General features: G+C 73.2%; 19 protein-coding genes. 13 read left to right on the top strand and 6 right to left on the bottom strand.

The window, feature by feature from the left end:
• Positions 1-12 precede the first annotated feature (12 nt).
• The 5 genes from OG357_RS31520 to OG357_RS31500 all read left to right on the top strand — a co-directional run bounded on the left by OG357_RS31520 (position 13) and on the right by OG357_RS31500 (position 2,788).
• Positions 13-531, top strand: coding sequence for an NUDIX domain-containing protein (locus OG357_RS31520; protein ID WP_329624361.1), 519 nt, complete (start codon positions 13-15; stop codon positions 529-531).
• A 90-nt stretch (positions 532-621) separates the two neighbouring features.
• Positions 622-1,017, top strand: coding sequence for a YidH family protein (locus OG357_RS31515; protein WP_024761968.1), 396 nt, complete (start codon positions 622-624; stop codon positions 1,015-1,017).
• Positions 1,014-1,388 (top strand): DUF202 domain-containing protein, encoded by a 375-nt coding sequence (locus tag OG357_RS31510; protein WP_329624360.1) that lies wholly within the window; start codon positions 1,014-1,016, stop codon positions 1,386-1,388. Before OG357_RS31515 ends, OG357_RS31510 begins: the two co-directional genes overlap by 4 nt.
• Before the next feature lie 101 nt (positions 1,389-1,489).
• On the top strand, positions 1,490-1,786 hold the full coding sequence (locus OG357_RS31505; RefSeq protein WP_329624359.1) for a hypothetical protein: 297 nt from the start codon (positions 1,490-1,492) through the stop codon (positions 1,784-1,786).
• A gap of 90 nt (positions 1,787-1,876) precedes the next feature.
• Positions 1,877-2,788 (top strand): MBL fold metallo-hydrolase, encoded by a 912-nt coding sequence (locus OG357_RS31500; RefSeq protein ID WP_329624358.1) that lies wholly within the window; start codon positions 1,877-1,879, stop codon positions 2,786-2,788.
• Between the two features lie 43 nt (positions 2,789-2,831).
• On the opposite strand, the gene OG357_RS31495 is transcribed toward OG357_RS31500, so the two are convergent.
• Positions 2,832-4,145, bottom strand: a complete 1,314-nt coding sequence (locus OG357_RS31495; RefSeq protein WP_329624357.1) for an enolase C-terminal domain-like protein — start codon at positions 4,143-4,145, stop codon at positions 2,832-2,834.
• 131 nt (positions 4,146-4,276) lie between these two features.
• Here OG357_RS31495 and OG357_RS31490 point away from each other — a divergent pair, with 131 nt between their 5' ends.
• Together OG357_RS31490 and OG357_RS31485 are read left to right on the top strand one after the other, a co-directional pair.
• The gene (locus tag OG357_RS31490; RefSeq protein ID WP_329624356.1) at positions 4,277-5,299 is read left to right on the top strand and encodes a phosphotransferase; all 1,023 of its coding nucleotides are present in this window, start codon (positions 4,277-4,279) and stop codon (positions 5,297-5,299) included.
• A gap of 6 nt (positions 5,300-5,305) precedes the next feature.
• The gene (locus tag OG357_RS31485; protein WP_329624355.1) at positions 5,306-6,520 is read left to right on the top strand and encodes an acyl-CoA dehydrogenase family protein; all 1,215 of its coding nucleotides are present in this window, start codon (positions 5,306-5,308) and stop codon (positions 6,518-6,520) included.
• A gap of 42 nt (positions 6,521-6,562) precedes the next feature.
• Here OG357_RS31485 and OG357_RS31480 read toward each other — a convergent pair whose 3' ends face one another.
• Both OG357_RS31480 and OG357_RS31475 read right to left on the bottom strand, forming a co-directional pair.
• On the bottom strand, positions 6,563-7,156 hold the full coding sequence (locus OG357_RS31480; RefSeq protein WP_317593938.1) for a TetR/AcrR family transcriptional regulator: 594 nt from the start codon (positions 7,154-7,156) through the stop codon (positions 6,563-6,565).
• 84 nt (positions 7,157-7,240) lie between these two features.
• A complete protein-coding gene (locus tag OG357_RS31475) occupies positions 7,241-8,035 on the bottom strand; it encodes an SDR family oxidoreductase (RefSeq protein ID WP_329624354.1) in 795 nt (264 codons plus the stop codon).
• Positions 8,036-8,174: 139 nt separating this feature from the next.
• Here OG357_RS31475 and OG357_RS31470 point away from each other — a divergent pair, with 139 nt between their 5' ends.
• The 5 genes from OG357_RS31470 (at position 8,175) to OG357_RS31450 (ending at position 13,759) form a co-directional block, all read left to right on the top strand.
• The gene (locus OG357_RS31470) at positions 8,175-9,428 is read left to right on the top strand and encodes an exo-beta-N-acetylmuramidase NamZ family protein (protein WP_329624353.1); all 1,254 of its coding nucleotides are present in this window, start codon (positions 8,175-8,177) and stop codon (positions 9,426-9,428) included.
• Between the two features lie 75 nt (positions 9,429-9,503).
• Positions 9,504-10,871: an erythromycin esterase family protein gene (locus OG357_RS31465; protein WP_329624352.1), complete on the top strand. Its 1,368-nt coding sequence runs from the start codon at positions 9,504-9,506 to the stop codon at positions 10,869-10,871.
• Positions 10,872-10,941: 70 nt separating this feature from the next.
• On the top strand, positions 10,942-12,228 hold the full coding sequence (locus OG357_RS31460; protein ID WP_443066833.1) for a serine-threonine protein kinase: 1,287 nt from the start codon (positions 10,942-10,944) through the stop codon (positions 12,226-12,228).
• 146 nt (positions 12,229-12,374) lie between these two features.
• Positions 12,375-12,998 carry a hypothetical protein gene (locus OG357_RS31455; protein ID WP_329624351.1) on the top strand — a complete coding sequence of 208 codons (624 nt, stop codon included), beginning with the start codon at positions 12,375-12,377 and terminating at the stop codon, positions 12,996-12,998.
• A 38-nt stretch (positions 12,999-13,036) separates the two neighbouring features.
• Positions 13,037-13,759, top strand: coding sequence for a 3-keto-5-aminohexanoate cleavage protein (locus tag OG357_RS31450; protein ID WP_329624350.1), 723 nt, complete (start codon positions 13,037-13,039; stop codon positions 13,757-13,759).
• On the opposite strand, the gene soxR is transcribed toward OG357_RS31450, so the two are convergent.
• A complete protein-coding gene (gene soxR / locus OG357_RS31445) occupies positions 13,734-14,207 on the bottom strand; it encodes a redox-sensitive transcriptional activator SoxR (protein WP_329624349.1) in 474 nt (157 codons plus the stop codon). The two genes, OG357_RS31450 and soxR, sit on opposite strands and share 26 nt — an antisense overlap.
• Positions 14,208-14,361: 154 nt before the next feature.
• On the opposite strand from soxR, the gene OG357_RS31440 reads away from it, so the two are divergent.
• Positions 14,362-14,823: a MaoC family dehydratase gene (locus OG357_RS31440; protein WP_317593944.1), complete on the top strand. Its 462-nt coding sequence runs from the start codon at positions 14,362-14,364 to the stop codon at positions 14,821-14,823.
• Here OG357_RS31440 and OG357_RS31435 read toward each other — a convergent pair.
• Together OG357_RS31435 and OG357_RS31430 are read right to left on the bottom strand one after the other, a co-directional pair.
• Entirely contained in the window at positions 14,814-15,440 is a 627-nt protein-coding gene (locus OG357_RS31435) for a TetR/AcrR family transcriptional regulator (RefSeq protein WP_329624348.1), read from the bottom strand. The genes OG357_RS31440 and OG357_RS31435 overlap by 10 nt on opposite strands.
• A gap of 145 nt (positions 15,441-15,585) precedes the next feature.
• On the bottom strand, positions 15,586-15,873 hold the full coding sequence (locus OG357_RS31430) for a YiaA/YiaB family inner membrane protein (RefSeq protein WP_329624347.1): 288 nt from the start codon (positions 15,871-15,873) through the stop codon (positions 15,586-15,588).
• Between the last annotated feature and the right edge of the window lie 20 nt (positions 15,874-15,893).

The following is a 15,893-nucleotide window of genomic DNA, read 5'->3' as shown; positions in this document are numbered from 1 at the left end:
TGGATGGCGGTCATGAGTGCTGAAGAGATCCACGACGTCGTCGACGAGCACGACCGGGTGATCGGCCGGGCCCCGCGCGGTGAGGTGTACGCGCGGGGTCTGATCCATCGCTGCGTCTTCGTCCGGGTCCGGGACGCCGAGGGCCGGACCTTCGTCCACCGCAGGACGCCGGACAAAATGCTCTTCCCCTCCCAGTACGACCTGTTCGTCGGCGGGGTCGTCGCGGCGGGCGAGTCCTACGACGAGGCCGCCCTCCGCGAGGCCGAGGAGGAGCTGGGGGTCACCGGGCTGCCGATGCCCGAGCCGGTGCTGAAGTTCCTGTACGACTCCGGGGGCGTGGCCGGGAAGTGGTGGTCGGCGGTCTACGAGGTCCGCTGCGAGCTGCCGGTGGACCCGCAGGTGGAGGAGGTCGCCTGGCACGGCTTCCTGACGGACGAGGAGCTGACCGCGCGGCTCGGCGACGGGGACTGGGAGTGGGTGCCCGACGGCACGGCCGCGTACGAGCGGCTGCGGGCGCTCGGGAAGGAATAACCGGGTACGGGGTACGGGGTACCGGGTACGGGTTGCGGGACTGCCCTCGGGCACCGGGCAGGGGCAACACCCGGCCGTTAGGGTGCACGTGTGAGCGATTTTGTGCAGAGCCTGCGGCTGTGGTTCGCGCCGCAGCGGATCCGGGACGAGGGGGAGACGCCGGACTACCGCTTCTCCCTGGCCAACGAGCGGACCTTCCTGGCCTGGATCCGGACCGCTCTCGCCCTGGTCGGCGGCGGTTTCGCCGTGGACCAGTTCCTGCCGGACCTTCGCTGGGGCGTACGGGTCGGGCTCGCGCTCGCGCTGCTCGCGGCCGGCGTGCTGTGCGCGCTGCGGGCGGTCAACCACTGGGTGCGCTGCGAGCGGGCGATGCGGCGCGGCGAGGACCTGCCGGCGTCCCGGTTCCCCGCGGTGCTGAGCCTCGCGGTGGCCGTGGTGGCGCTCGCGATGGTGGTGGTCGTGGTCTTCGGCTGGACGGGGCGGTGACGGAGTCCCGTGGCGAGGGGGCGGCCCCCGACCCGGAGTCCCGCAGTGAGGAGGCCGCCCCCGACCCGGAGGTCCGCGACCCCGGGCTTCAGCCGGAGCGGACGCGGCTCGCGTGGCGGCGCACGACCCTGTCGTGGACGGTCGTGGCGGTCCTCGCGGTCAAGCTGGCCCTCCAGGAGGACACCACGACGACCGGTCTCGCCGCGCTCGCGCTGTCGGCGCTGGTCTGGATCGGCTTCCTGGCCGTCGCCCACCGCCGGATCCGCTCCTTGAGCACCGCCCGGCCGCACCCGCTCTCCCACCGGGGCGCGCTGCTCGCGGCGGGGTGCACGATCGCGCTGGCCGTCTTCGGGGCCGCGCTGATCTGGTGACCCGGGGGCTCACCGCGGCGCCAGGTCGTGCGAATCGGGAGGAATAGGGCGTACGGGACTAGCCTGGAAGGGTCAGCCGCCACCTCCACAGAGGCCACGCCATGTCTGTCCTCCACCACGAACACGCCACCCACGCGCACTCCCACAGTCCGGCGTGCGGCCACACCTCCGTCCCGCACGGGGACCATGTCGACTACGCCCACAACGGGCACCTGCACCGCGAGCACGCCGGGCACTGGGACGAGTGCGACACGACCTTGCACGTCGCGCACACCCACCCGGATCACACGCACGGGCCGGAGTGCGGACACACCGCCGTCGAACACGGCGACCACCTCGACTACGCGCACGACGGGCACCGGCACGCCCCGCACGGCAACCACTGGGACGACCACTGACACCGCCCCCGACCTGGCCCGACTTCCCCCGGCCCCGGCCAACTGGCACTCTTCCCCTGTCCAGTTGAGCTCTCAACCGGGGGAATCCCTTTGTCTGCCACCGATCCCTACGTGGTCGCGCTCGCGCCGAACGTCCACGCCTTCGTCCAGCCCGATGGCGGCTGGTGCCTGAACAACGCCGGCTTCCTCGGCGACGCGGGCGAGTCCCTCCTCGTCGACACCGCGGCCACCGAGCGGCGGGCCCGGCTGCTGCGCGAGGCGGTCCTCGCGGAGGGACTGCCGCTGCCCGGGACCATCGTGACCACGCACCACCACGGCGACCACACCTACGGCAACGGGGTGTTCCGGCCGGAGGCGCGGATCGTCGGCCACGAGAACTGCCGGACCGAGCAGCTCGCCGCCGGACACCAGCTCCATCTGCTGTGGCCGCAGACCGACTTCGGGCAGGTCGACATCCTGCCGCCGTCCGTCACGTACCGCGAGCGGATCACGCTGTACGTCGGCGACATCGAGGTGCGGGTGATCCACCCGGGTCCCGCGCACACGACCGGCGACTCGATCGTGCACCTCCCGGAGCAGGGCGTCGTCTTCACCGGCGACCTCGTCTTCCACGGCGGGACGCCCTTCCTGCCGATGGGATCGCTCGCCGGGTCGCTGCGCGCGCTCGACCTGCTGCGCTCCCTGGACGCGCCGACGGTGGTGCCGGGGCACGGGCGGGTGACCGACCCGTCGGCGTACGACACGACGGAGCGGTACCTGCTCTGGGTGAGGGAGCTGGCCGCCGAGGGGTACGCGAAGGGGATGACGCCGCTGGAGACGGCACGGGGCGCGGAGCTCGGGGAGTTCGCCGCGTGGCAGGAGAGCGAGCGGCTCGTCGCGAACCTGCACCGGGCGTACGCGGAGCTGGACGGCCTGCCGGAGGGGTCCCCGCTGGATCCTGCGGTGGTCTTCGGCGACATGGCGGCCATGAACGGCGGGGTGCCGGTGGCCTGCCACGCGTGACGCGGCGCGACTCCCCCGGGCCTCGGCGGCGCGGGACCCGGTCTCACCAGCGCGGGACCGGGGGCGTGCGCCAGGCCGGGTCCGCGACCCTCATCGCCGCCGCGTCGTCGCGGTCCCGCAGGGTGCCGTCGTCGTCGAGCCAGCGGCGGTGCAGGGTGGCCAGCGCGGTCCGGTCGAGCTCGATGCCGAGGCCGGGCGCGTCGGAGACCGCGAGCCGGCCCGCGCGGAAGACGGGCCGGGGTGTGACGACGTCCTCGGTCTGCCAGGGGTAGTGGGTGTCGCAGGCATGGTCGAGCCCGGGCAGCGTGGCGGCGACCTGGGTCATGGCGGCGAGGCTGATGCCCAGGTGGGTGTTGGAGTGCATGGAGAGCCCGACGCCGTACGTGCGGCAGAGCGCGGCCAGTTCGCGGGTGCGGTGGAGCCCGCCCCAGTAATGGTGGTCGCAGAGGACGATCCGTACCGCCCCCTTCGCGAAGGCCTCCGGGACCTCCTCGAAGGTGGTCACGCACATGTTGGTCGCGAGCGGCACGTCCGTACGGGCGGCGATCTCGGCCATGGCGCCGGTGCCGCTCGCCGGGTCCTCCAGGTACTCCAGGGCGTCCCCGAGCTCGCGTGCGACGGCCAGCGAGGTCTCCACCGACCAGGCGCCGTTGGGGTCGAGACGGAGCGGGCGGCCCGGGAACGCCTCGGCGAGCGCGCGGATCGCGGCGATCTCCCGCTCGGGTGCGAACACCCCGCCCTTGAGCTTGAACGAGCGGAAGCCGTGGAGCCGGTCGAAGCGGCGGGCCTGGGCGACGATCCCGGCGGGGTCGAGGGCGGCGCCCCAGTCGTCCGTGGGACCGGCGCCCGGGTGGGCGGCCCAGCGGTAGAAGAGATAGGCGCTGTACTCGACGGTGTCGCGGACCTTGCCGCCCAGCAGGGCGTGGACGGGCAGGCCGAGGCTCTTGCCCAGGGCGTCGAGGCAGGCGGTCTCGAAGGCGGAGACAACGGAGAGGCGGAGCTTGTCGGCGGTCCTGGCGCCGCGCAGGCCACCCGCGTCGATGCTCGCATCGACGTCCACGCCGCCTCCCTCGGCCGCCGGGAGGGCCGGATCGGCGGATGCCGTCAGAGCGAAGAGCGAGTTCACGTCCGTGACCGCACGACCCGGCAGGGCCTCGGCGATCGGCCGGGCGATTTCCAGGTACACGCCGTCGCCGTAGGTCTCCCCGAGGCCGCTCACCCCGCCCCTGGTGATCACTTCCACCACGAGCCGGGGCGTGAAGGGCTGGTGAACGCCCTGGACATTGAGGAGGGGCGGGTCGGAGATGAGGATCGGGGTCAGCCGGACTTCGTCGACGAGCAGCATCTTCGCATCCATATGTGAACCCTATTCAGGGATGGGATCGAGAGCCAGAGTGCGGTACGGGGTTTCCCGGTCTCCCTCTGGACGACATACCGACTGGTCGGTCATCATGAACGCCGACCGAAGCCGATCCGGAGGTACGCACCATGAGTTCCGCCCCGCCACCAGGTCTCGACCCCGAGCAGCTGCGCCGGTTCCTCGACCGCGAGCGGCCCGGTCTGGTGTCCGGCCCCCTCGAAGCCCGGCTGATCGAGGGCGGCCGGTCGAACCTGACGTACGTCGTGACCGACGGCACCGGCCGCTGGGTCGTCCGGCGGCCGCCGCTCGGGCACGTCCTCGCCACCGCGCACGACATGCGGCGCGAGCACCGGGTCATCAGCGCGCTGCACACGACGGACGTGCCCGTCCCCGGGACGCTGCTGCTCTGCGAGGACGACTCCGTCCTCGGGGCGCCCTTCTACGTCATGGAGTTCGTCGAGGGCACGCCGTACCGCTCCGCCCGGGAGCTCGCGCCGCTCGGCCCCGAGCGCACCCGCGCCGCCGTCCTCGGCCTGGTCGACACGCTCGTCGACCTGCACGCCGTCGACCCGGCGGCCGTCGGCCTCGCCGACTTCGGCCGCCCCGAGGGCTTCCTCGACCGGCAGTTGCGCCGCTGGGGCAAGCAGCTCGACGCCTCGCGCGGCCGGGACCTCGCGGGGATCGACGAGCTGCACGCCGCTCTCGGCCGCTCGCTTCCCGGGTCACCGCCGCCCACCGTGATCCACGGCGACTACCGGCTCGACAACGTCCTCATCGGCGAGGACGACCGCATCCGGGCCGTCCTGGACTGGGAGATGTCCACCCTCGGCGACCCGCTCACCGACCTCGGCCTGCTCGTCATGTACAGCACGCCGCTCGACCTGCCGGACTCCCCCATCTCCACGACCGCCACGGCCCCCGGTCATCCGAGCGCCGCCGAGCTGGTCGAGCGCTACGCCGCCCGCTCGGGCCGCGACACCTCGGCCCTCGCCTGGTACACGGCGTTCGCCTGGTTCAAGCTCGCCGTGATCCTGGAGGGCATCCACTACCGCTGGACCCTCGGGCAGACCGTCGGCGCCGGCTTCGACCGCATCGGCGAACTCGTCCCCGTCTTCATCGAGCACGGCCTCACCACCCTTCAGGAAGGCTGATCCGCCATGGACTTCGCGTACGACGCCCGCACCGAGGAACTGCGGGCGAAACTCCTCGCCTTCATGGACGAGCACGTCTACCCGGCCGAGACCGTCGCCGAGGAGCAGCGCGCCCTGCTCGCCTCCCCGTGGGACACCCCGGCGGTCGTCGAGGAGCTCAAGGCCGAGGCCAAGCGCCAGGGCCTCTGGAACCTCTTCCTTCCCGATGCGGAGTACGGGGCCGGGCTCACCAACCTCCAGTACGCGCCCCTCGCCGAGATCACGGGGCGCAGCCCGCACCTCGCCCCGACGGCCCTCAACTGCGCGGCCCCGGACACCGGGAACATGGAGCTGCTCGCCCAGTTCGGCGACGAGGCGCAGAAGAAGCAGTGGCTGGAGCCGCTCCTCGCGGGCGAGATCCGCTCGGCCTTCGCGATGACCGAGCCCGAGGTCGCCTCCTCCGACGCGACCAACATCGAGACCCGGATCCGGCGGGACGGCGACGCGTACGTCGTCAGCGGCCGCAAGTGGTACATCTCCGGGGCCATGAACCCCGACTGCAAGGTCTTCATCGTCATGGGCAAGACCGACCCCGACGGGGCAGACCTGCGCCGCCAGCAGTCGATGATCCTCGTGCCGCGCGACGCCCCCGGCGTCGAGGTGCGGCGCGCCATGCGGGTGTACGGATACGAGGACCACTACCACGGCGGCCACGCCGAAGTGCTGTTCGACGACGTCCGCGTCCCCGCCGCGAACCTGGTCGGCGAGGAGGGCGGCGGCTTCGCCATCGCGCAGGCCCGACTCGGCCCCGGCCGCATCCACCACTGCATGCGGCTCATCGGCATGGCCGAGCGGGCCGTGGAGCTCATGTGCCGGCGTGCGGTGACCCGTACGGCCTTCGGGAAGCCGCTGGCCCAGCAGGGCGTCGTCCAGAACTGGATCGCCGACGCCCGGGTGACGATCGAACAGCTGCGGCTGCTCGTCCTCAAGACGGCCTGGTTGATGGACACCGTCGGCAACCGGGGCGCGCACACCGAGATCCAGGCCATCAAGATCGCGACGCCGCGCGCGGTCGTCGACATCATCGACAAGGCGGTGCAGGCCCACGGCGCCGGCGGGGTCTCGCAGGACTTCCCGCTGGCCGAGCTGTGGGCGGCGGCGCGGACGCTGAAGCTCGCGGACGGCCCGGACGAGGTGCACCAGCGGTCGCTGGCGCGGCGGGAGCTGAAGAAGTACCTCTGAGCGCCCTTAGGGCCTGTCCGGCCCTGATCCGCCGGACAGGCCCTAAGGACGCAGGGCCCGCAGCAGGAGGTCGGCCAGGTGGTCGGCCACCTGCTGCGGGGTCAGCGGGCCGTCCGGGCGGTACCACGTCGACAGGTGGTGCACCGAACCGAAGTGGTAGTCGACGACCAGGTCGGCGGGGGTCGCCGAGGAGAACACGCCGGACCGCTGGCCTTCCTCGATCAGCGCCCTGAACCGCTCGTGGTAGCGCCGTCGCTCGCCCCTGACCTGCTTGTTCTTCTCGGGGCTGAGGTGGTGCATGGAGCGGAAGAAGATGGCCGCGTCGTCGAGGTTCTCGATGGTGGTGACGACGACGTCGGCGGCGGCGCCGCGCAGCCGGTCCTCGACGGGCGCGTCGGCGTCCGCGTAGGCGTCGAGCCGCTCCTGCTGGAGGCGCAGGACCCGGGCGTAGACCTCCTGGAGGAGGTCCTCCTTGGAGCCGAAGTAGTGGTAGAGGGCGCCCTTGGTGACCCCGGCGGCCTCGACGATCTCCTGGACGGAGGTGCGGTCGTAACCCTGCTCCGCGAAGAGCCGGGTGGCGGCGGCGAGGAGCCTCTGAGGGACCGGTGCCCCGCTCTCGTCCGTCGTCCTGGCCATGCGCCGCCGCCTTCCCTCGTGATCGTTCATGATCGGGGGAACACCGTCCCCGTCCGTAGATCTTCCCATCCGCCGGGGCGCCTGCTAGCGGGCGCCCGTCTCCCAGGTGCGCTGGACGTGGTTCATGGTGCCGAGCCAGCGCTCGGGGTCGGTGGCGCGGTTGCGGTAGTAGCCGGCGACCTCGGGGTGGGGAAGGACGAGGAACCGGTCGGCCGCGATGGCGTCGAGGAGGGCGTCGGCGACGTCCTCGGGCTCGATGGCGGTGGGGGCGAGGACCAGGTCGCCGGCCGATCCGGCGGCGGTCAGCATGTCCGTACGGACGCCCTGCGGGCAGATCGCGTGGACCTTGAGGCCGCGGTGGCGGTAGGTGAGGGAGAGCCACTCGGCGAAGGCGTACGCGCCGTGCTTGGAGACGCTGTACGGCGCCGCGCCGATCATGGTGAGCAGTCCGGCGGCGGAGACGGTGGAGACGAAGCGGCCGCTGCCGCGCTCCAGCCACTCCGGGAGCAGGGCGCGGGCCGCCCGGACGTGGGCCATGACGTTGACGTCCCAGGCGGCGGCCCAGACGTCCTCGTCGGCGAAGGCGTCGCCGGGCGAGGAGAGTCCGGCGTTGGCGCACCAGACGTCGATGGTGCCGCCGAGGGCCTCGCGGGCCTCGTCGACGACGGCGGAGGCGTCGCCGGGGACGGCGAGGGCGCCGATCTCCTCGGCGACGGCCTTGGTGCGGACGGGGTCGAGGTCGTTGACGACGACCCGGGCCCCTTCGGCGGCGAAGCGGCGGGCGAGTGCGGCACCGATCCCGCCGCCCGCTCCCGTGACGACCACACGGGCGCCCCGGAGCTCGTTCGTGTCCGCCTTCTCCGTGTGCACCGCGTTCATGGACCCACCTCTCGGCTGTGACGACCCCGACAGACTAACCGGTCGGTATGGAGAGACGGAAGACCCGTTCCGCACGCCTCGTTCCCCGGGGCGGTCAGGGGCGCTAGCGTGCGTGCCCATGTCACCCCGAGGAGGTTCCATGGGCCTGTCGCGTCGGAGTCTGCTGGCCGCCGGAGGGGCCGTCGGGGTGGTGGCGGCCACCGCGTCCACCACTGCGGCCGCCACCGCCTCCGGCCAGGATCACGGCCGTGTGCGGACCGGCTTCGAGCGGCTCGCGGCGGACGGGTACGCGCTGCTGGCCGGCGAACGGGTCGGCGTCGTCACCAACCCGACCGGCGTCACCGCCGACGCCCGGCACGTCGTCGACGTGATGCACGCCGACGAACGGGTCGACCTGGTCGCCGTCTTCGGCCCCGAGCACGGCTTCCGGGGCACCGCCCAGGCCGGCGGCTCCGAGGGGCGGTACGACGACCCGGCGACCGGGCTGCCCGTCTACGACACGTACCTGAAGAGCGGTCAGCCGCTGGCGGACGTCTTCACGGCCTCCGGCGTGGACACGGTCGTCTTCGACATCCAGGACGTCGGCGCGCGCTTCTACACGTACATCTGGACGCTGTACGACTGCATGGTGGCCGCCGCGCTCGCCGGGAAGCGGTTCGTCGTCCTCGACCGGCCGAACCCGGTGACCGGGCGGGCGGCGCTCGGGCCCGTCCTCGACCGGGCCTTCGCGACCTTCGTCGGGCGCGAGCCGATCGCACAGGCGCACGGCATGACGGTGGCCGAGCTGGCCCTGCTCTTCAACGCCGAGTTCCTGGCCACGCCCGTGGCCCTGGAGACGGTCCGCATGACGGGGTGGCGGCGCGGCGAGTTCTTCGACGCGACCGGTCTGCCGTGGGTGCCGCCGAGCCCGAACATGCCGACGCCCGACACCGCACTCGTCTACTCGGGCACGTGCCTCTTCGAGGGGACGAACCTGTCCGAGGGCCGGGGCACGACCCGTCCCTTCGAGCTGCTCGGCGCCGAGGGGGTCGACCGGCGGTGGGCGGAGGCGGCGAACGCCCTCGGTCTGCCCGGGGTCCGCTTCCGCGAGGCGTACTTCGCCCCGACCTTCTCCAAGTTCCAGGGGAAGACCGTGGGCGGGGTGCAGCTGCACGTCCACGACCGCGCGTCCTTCGACCCGGTACGGACCGGGATCGGGCTCCTGGTCACCGCCCGGAGCTCCTGGTCCGGCTTCGCCTGGCGCCCGGACAACTGGATCGACAAGCTGACCGGCTCGACCCGGGTGCGGACCCTGATCGACGCGGGCGCGGACACCGACGAGGTCGTCGGGGCGTGGGAGGCGGACCTGGCGGCCTTCCGGGCGGTGCGGCGGGAGCATCTGCTCTACCGCTGACGGGGGTTGGCCCCCCTGTGGGCACGGGGGCAGGCGGGATGTCCCGGGGGGCGTCCCGCCGACCAGGCTTGCCCCATGAACCTCAGGAAGCTTTCCTTACGACGCCGGTCACCCCGCGGCAGGTCAACCCGCGGCAGGTCGGTCCTCGTCGGGGCGCTGGTCGCCGCCTGCCTCGGCACCCTGGCGCCCGCCGCCGGTGCGGCCGTCCGGCCCGCGCCCGACCCCGCTCGCGAACTCGCCCGCTCCGCCCACTCCCTGACCGACCTGCGCCCGCTCGACCGGATGATCGGCTCGGCCACGGTGGTCGGCATCGGCGAGGCCACCCACAGCTCGGCGGAGTTCTTCGAGACCAAACACCGGATCTTCGAACACCTCGTGGAGCGGAAGGGATTCACGACCTTCGCCCTGGAGGCCAACTGGTCGACCGGGCTGCTCGTCGACGAGTGGGTCCGCACCGGGCGGGGCGACATCCGGGCGATCATGCGGGACGAGTTCCAGGAGTCGTACCGCCTCTGGAACACCGAGGAGTACCTCGACCTGTTCCAGTGGATGCGGCGGCACAACCAGACGCACCCCGATCACCCGGTCCGGTTCATGGGCAACGACCTCGGGTACGCGGGGCCGAACCTCTTCGACACCGTCACCTCGTACGTGGCGCGCACCAGCCCCGCGCTCCTCCCCCGCTTCCGGGAGCTGTACCGGACGTCGCGGCCCTCCGGCGAGGTCGAGGCCTGGATGAAGGCGTACCTGGTCAAGCCGCTGCCGGAGCGGCGGCGGATGGCCGACGACGTGAACCGGGCGCTCGCCCTCCTGGAGAAGCAGCGGCCCGGGACGGGCCCGGAGGCGCGGGAGGAGCACGTCTGGGCCGTCCAGCACGCGCGGGTCATCGCCCAGGTCGGCACCGAGTTCTCGCACGACCTGACGGACGCGGGCGTCGCCGAGGCGATGCTCTACCGGGACCGCGTGATGGCGGAGAACACCGTGTGGTGGCAGCGGCAGACCGGCGACCGGATCGTGCTCTCCGCGCACAACGGACACGTCGGGTACGTGACGCCGAAGCCGGACCAGTACCCGCGGATCCAGGGCGCCTTCCTGCGGGACGCCCTCGGCCCGGACTACGTGAGCGTCGGCGCGTCCTTCGGGCAGGGCTCGTTCAACGCGCACGACACCGAGGCCCCGGGCGAGCCGCTGCGGGCCTTCACCGTCGGCCCTCTCGGCCCCGACAGCCACGCCGCCACCCTGGACCGGGTCTCCCCCGGCGCCTTCTACCTGGACCTGCGCCGGACGACCCCGGCGGCGCGCGACTGGCTCCGCGTGCCCCGGCCGGCCCGGCACGTCGGGACGGCGTATCCCTGGCCGGGCGATGTCGTGCCCTTCCGGCTCCCCGACTCGTACGACCTGCTGATCCACTTCCCCCGGGTCTCGGCGGCGCGGCTGCGCTGACGGATCCCACGGCGCGACAGGCGGGCCGCACCGCCACGTCTGGACGGGTCTCCGCGCGGGCATGCTGGCCATGGAGCCGCTGCCCGCGCACCCGCGCGTCCTCGGCGCGGCGGCCACCTCGACGGGGAGGGACGGTCGGGCCGTGACCGGGATGAGTGTGGAGCCGTACCGGGAGATCAACTTCGACAAGGACGGCGACGGGCCGGCGGGTCAGTCCGCGGCCCTCGCGGCGCTGGCCCGGCAGGGGGTGACGGACCTGGTGCTGCTCGCCCACGGGTGGAACAGCTCCCCGTCCGGTGCCACCCGCCTCTGCTCGGACTTCTTCGCCCCCTTCCCCGGCCTGTTCGGGCCCGGGGTCGAGGCCGGGTACGCGGGGGTGATCTGGCCCTCGATGATGTTCACGGACGAGCCGGTGCCGGACTACCGGGCGCTCGTGACGGTCCTCCCGGAGAAGCCGGTCCTCGGGCGGCTCGCGGAGCTGCTGGCGCTCGCGCCGCCGGACGAGGCCGCGTTCGCCGAGTTCGGTGCGCTCCTGAGGGAGCTGACCGACGTGCCTGGGGGCCCGGCGGGCGTCGCCGGGGTCGCGGAGTCCGTGCCGGAGTTCCTGGTCGCCGATCCGGTGGAGGTGTGCGCCCTGTTCACCGAGGCCCTGGGGGGCTCCGGCGCGGAGACCGACTTCGGGGAGGGACTCAAGCGGTACTGGAAGGGGGCCAGGGAGGCGCTGCGGCAGGCCGCCTACTACGTGATGAAGCGGCGGGCCGGGCATGTCGGCGAGTCCGGGCTCGGGCCGCTGCTCGGCGAGGTCGCGCGGACGGCCCCCGGTCTGCGCGTCCACCTCGTGGGGCACAGCATGGGCGCCCGGCTCGTCGCGTACGCGCTCCGCGGCCTTCCGGAGGGAGTGCGGCCGGTGGCCTCCGTGACCCTGCTCCAGGGGGCCTTCTCGCACTACGCCTTCGCCGCCCGGCTGCCGCACGACCCCCGCAGGTCCGGCGCGCTGCGGGACCTGCAGCGCCGGGTGCGCGGTCCGGTGGTGGCCTGCTACTCGCGGCACGACACGGCGCTCGGGGTGATGTACCCGCTGGCGTCCCGGCTCGCGGGCGACTCCGCGTCGCTGACCGGACCGCCGGGCGCCCTGCTCGGCTCGCGGGACCCGCGCTGGGGCGCGATCGGGCACGACGGCGTCCAGGGGGTGCCGGGCACGGCGGCCCGGACGGTGGCGGACGTGCCGCGCGACGGCGTGCCGGGCTCGGGGTGCGTGAACGTGGACGCGGCGGAGGTGGTCCGCTCGCACAGCGACATCCGCCGTCCCGAGCTGGCCCGGGTGGTGGTGTCGGCGGCCCGCGCGGGCCGGCCCTGAACCCCGCCGGACCCTCGGGTTCCGCCGCGCTTCGGTGATCACTCCCGCCCCGATGATGGCTGCCATCCGGATTTCGATGGAACACGAAGGGCCACTCGTTCGTCCCTCTGATACCGCGGTAGGACCAGCGACGGAGGTGGCGAGAGATGGCCGGATTCCGGAGTCTCGCGAGACAGGTGCGCGATCCGAGGTGCGACACGGCGCTGCGCAGGTACTCGCTGCGCAAGTGCCTGGAGCGGTTCGCGCCGTACGGGCACAGGGCGACCTGGGACCATCTGTGCCGCAGGCACAGGTTCGGTCCCGAGGACCGGGAGCTCGATCCGGGGCGGCTGGTGGCCGCTCTCGACGAGCTGGAGGAGGCGCGGACCGTGTGGCTCGCGTACGAGGAGCAGTTCGCCGCGCGGCGCCGGCGCGAGAAACACGACGGGCTGCGCGGGCTCGGCGCGCTCGACGACTGGCACCGGCGGGTCTGGGGCGGCAACGGGGTCGTGCGGTGCGGTGATCCGGCGGTGCACCCGTCGGATCCGCTGCCGGAGGTGCTGCGCCGGCTGATCACCGCTCTGGAGGACGGCCCGGGCGAGCGGTGTCCGGTGTGCGAGGGGCCACGGATCGGGTGGCAGGCGGGGCCGGGGAAGGCGGACGCGTACGAGCCGTGGCTCGGTCCGGTCTGCGGGGACTGCGGTGTGGGCGTCCCGCGAGCGGTGCTCACGTCGGGTGCGCTGGCCCGCGCCCGGGGGGACGTGCGGCGGCCGCTGGCTCCGGCGGCGTGAGGGCAGCCGGTGCGCCCGGGGCGCCTCTCCCGCTTCAGGTGTGTCTCAACGGGTCACGGGGGCCCGGGGACGCCGCCGGGGTGCCGATGTCGCCGGAGTCGACGGCCGCGGCCGCGGGCCTCGCGGTGGCGGCGGGCGCGGGCGACGTGCGCGTGCACCCGCGGACGCCCTGCGGCTCCGAGTCCCTCTCGCCGCGGGTGCTCGCCCCGGTCCTGACGGCGGTCCGGGCGGCCGTCGCCGTACCGGTGGGGGTGACGGCGAGCGCGCCCGCCGAGCCCGACCCCGGGCGCCGGGTGGAGCGGGTGCGCTCCTGGGCCGACCTGCCGGAACTCCCGGACCACGCCTCGGTCGACTGGCACGAGCCGGGCGCGGAGGCGGTGGCGACGGCGCTCCTGGAACTCGGGGTCGGCGTCGAGGCCGGGGTGCGGTCGGGCACGGACGGCCCTGCGCGGTTCGCGCGCTCGCCCCTGGGGCCCCGTGTGCTGCGGGTCCGCGTGGAGGTCGCGGACCCGGATCCGGCGACGGCCGGGGCCACGGCCCGGGCCCTGCTCGGGAGCTTCGACGTCCCGTCCGGCGTGCCGGTCCTGCTCCACGGCGTGGACGGCGGTACGTGGCCGGTGCTGCGTCTCGCCCGCCGCCTCGGGCTCGGCATCCGGATCGGCCTCGCCGACACCCTGCTCCTGCCGGACGGCACCCGGGCCCGCTCCAACGCCGAGCTGGTCGCGGCGGCGCTCTCTAGGAATCCTCGGCGGGCCGGCTGAGCGGCATCAGGCGGGAGCCCGCCATCCGCTCGCCGAAGACGTCGTCGGGGTTGGAGAGGACGCAGTTCTCCAGGGACAGGCAGCCGCAGCCGATGCAGTCCGTCAGGTGGTCGCGCAGCCGGCCCAGTTGCTTGATGCGCTCGTCGAGCTCGGTGCGCCAGGCCGCCGAGAGCTGTGCCCAGTCCTCGTTCGTGGGGGTGCGCTCCTCGGGGAGCCGGGCGAGCGCGTCGCGGATCGTGGCGAGGGGGATGCCGACGCGCTGCGCGGCCCGGACGAAGGCGACCCTGCGCAGGGTGTCGCGGCCGTAGCGGCGCTGGTTGCCCGTGGTGCGGCGGCTGCTGATGAGCCCCTTCGCCTCGTAGAAGTGCAGGGCGGAGACGGCGGCACCGCTACGCGCGGAGAGCTGGCCGACGGTGAGCTCGTGGATCTTCTCTGGAATCTGCGGCACCCGTCGAACCCTACTGGTCCGCAGGGAGCGGCCGTTGACAGCGGACTCCGGACCCCACATGCTGAGCAAGCGCTTAGATACCGCGCGGTATGTCGTAGCGGTATGCCGTAGCGGTATGCCGTAGCCGTATGTCGTACGAGAAGGGACGAGGAACATGGCCGAGCCGAGGATCTTCACCTCCGCCGAGGAGCTGCGCGCGGGGGTCGGCGAGCAGTTGGGGTACAGCGACTGGCTGGAGATCGACCAGAAGCGCATCGACCTCTTCGCCGAGGCCACGGGCGACCACCAGTGGATCCACGTCGACCCGGAGCGCGCCGCCGACGGCCCGTTCGGCGCGACGATCGCGCACGGCTATCTGACGCTGTCGCTGCTGCCCCTGTTCGTCCCGCAGGTCCTGCGCGTCGAGGGCATGAAGATGGGCCTCAACTACGGCACCGAGAAGGTGCGGTTCCCCGCCCCCGTACCGGTCGGCTCGCGGCTGCGCGCCACGGCCGTCCTGACGAAGGTCGAGGAGGCGGGCGGCGGCGTGCAGGTGACGGCGGCGGTGACCGTGGAGCGCGAGGACTCCGACAAGCCGGTCTGCTTCGCCGAGTCGGTCTCCCGCTACTACTTCTGAACCCCGACCATCCTCAGGACGAGGTCGGCGTAGAGCGCGCCGACCTCGTCGGGCGTCCGGCGGCCCTGGGTGTTGAACCAGCGCGAGACGTCGATGCAGAGGGAGAGCACCGCGACCGTGGTGCCGGCCACGTCCGGCACCACGAACTCGCCCGCCGCGACGCCCTCGTCGATGATCCGGCGCACGGCGCCGTCGGACTGCCTGCGCAGCTCCACGATCTCGGCGCGGTGCTCGGGGCCCAGGGCGTCGAGCTCGTACTGGACGACCCGCGCGGTCGTGTGGCGCTCGGCGTGCCAGCGGACGAAGGAGTGCACGGCGTCGGCGAGCCGCTCGGCGGCCGTGCCGTCGCCGTCGGCCGCGGCCCGGAGGATCTCCAGGGCCTTGTCGTGGCCGATGCGGCTGATCCGGTGGAGCAGCTCTTCCTTGGTCTTGTAGTGGATGTAGAGCGCGGCCGGGCTCATGCCGGCGCGGCTCGCGATGTCCCGGGTGGTGGTGGCGTGGTAGCCGCGCTCGGCGAACGCCTCGACGGCGGCCACCAGCAGTCGCCGGGCCGCCTCGGGCGTGACCTCGCCCCAGGGCATGTCCTCGCCCACGGGCGTCTCCTCCGCCGCGCTCATCGCACACTCCCTCTCGGACCCCGTCGGAACGAACACCATACAACGAGGGTGAGCAAGCGCTTAGAGATCGGCGGTGGGAGATCCGCGGCCGGAGGCCGGCGACCGGAGCTCTGCGACCGGAGCCCGGAGGCCGGACCCCGGTGGGTCAGAGCTTCTGGAAGGGGTCGTGCTCGGCGAGGAGCTTCTCCAGGCGGGCCTGGTCGACGCGGCTGACGATCTGGCCGGCCTCCTGGCGGTCGCGGACGACCTTGGCGAGCGTGAAGGCCGAGGTCGTGAGGTAGAGGACCGCGACGGCGAGGAAGGCCCGCACCCAGGCGCTGGCCTCCAGCTGGTAGATGCCGATGGTCACGGCCGCGCCGGCGACCGCGAAGGAGATGACGGCCTGCATGTAGTAGGCGGCGGTGTTCTGCTGCTTGACCGGTGTGTCGCTCATGCCCGACAGCATCGGACGGA

This window comes from Streptomyces sp. NBC_01255 (assembly GCF_036226445.1).
Classification (GTDB): domain Bacteria; phylum Actinomycetota; class Actinomycetes; order Streptomycetales; family Streptomycetaceae; genus Streptomyces.
The sequence above is the reverse complement of the archived record's forward strand: the minus strand, read 5'-3'. Positions and strand labels throughout refer to the sequence as shown.

Excerpts from the sequence above, each read along its gene's own strand:
- OG357_RS31520 (WP_329624361.1), top strand. The coding sequence starts at position 13 with ATGAGTGCTGAAGAGATCCACGACGTCGTCGACGAGCACGACCGGGTG.
- OG357_RS31505 (WP_329624359.1), top strand. The coding sequence starts at position 1,490 with ATGTCTGTCCTCCACCACGAACACGCCACCCACGCGCACTCCCACAGT.
- OG357_RS31495 (WP_329624357.1), bottom strand. The coding sequence starts at position 4,145 with ATGGATGCGAAGATGCTGCTCGTCGACGAAGTCCGGCTGACCCCGATC.
- OG357_RS31490 (WP_329624356.1), top strand. The coding sequence starts at position 4,277 with ATGAGTTCCGCCCCGCCACCAGGTCTCGACCCCGAGCAGCTGCGCCGG.
- OG357_RS31485 (WP_329624355.1), top strand. The coding sequence starts at position 5,306 with ATGGACTTCGCGTACGACGCCCGCACCGAGGAACTGCGGGCGAAACTC.
- OG357_RS31480 (WP_317593938.1), bottom strand. The coding sequence starts at position 7,156 with ATGGCCAGGACGACGGACGAGAGCGGGGCACCGGTCCCTCAGAGGCTC.
- OG357_RS31475 (WP_329624354.1), bottom strand. The coding sequence starts at position 8,035 with ATGAACGCGGTGCACACGGAGAAGGCGGACACGAACGAGCTCCGGGGC.
- OG357_RS31470 (WP_329624353.1), top strand. The coding sequence starts at position 8,175 with ATGGGCCTGTCGCGTCGGAGTCTGCTGGCCGCCGGAGGGGCCGTCGGG.
- OG357_RS31465 (WP_329624352.1), top strand. The coding sequence starts at position 9,504 with ATGAACCTCAGGAAGCTTTCCTTACGACGCCGGTCACCCCGCGGCAGG.
- OG357_RS31460 (WP_443066833.1), top strand. The coding sequence starts at position 10,942 with ATGGAGCCGCTGCCCGCGCACCCGCGCGTCCTCGGCGCGGCGGCCACC.
- OG357_RS31455 (WP_329624351.1), top strand. The coding sequence starts at position 12,375 with ATGGCCGGATTCCGGAGTCTCGCGAGACAGGTGCGCGATCCGAGGTGC.
- OG357_RS31440 (WP_317593944.1), top strand. The coding sequence starts at position 14,362 with ATGGCCGAGCCGAGGATCTTCACCTCCGCCGAGGAGCTGCGCGCGGGG.
- OG357_RS31435 (WP_329624348.1), bottom strand. The coding sequence starts at position 15,440 with ATGAGCGCGGCGGAGGAGACGCCCGTGGGCGAGGACATGCCCTGGGGC.
- OG357_RS31430 (WP_329624347.1), bottom strand. The coding sequence starts at position 15,873 with ATGAGCGACACACCGGTCAAGCAGCAGAACACCGCCGCCTACTACATG.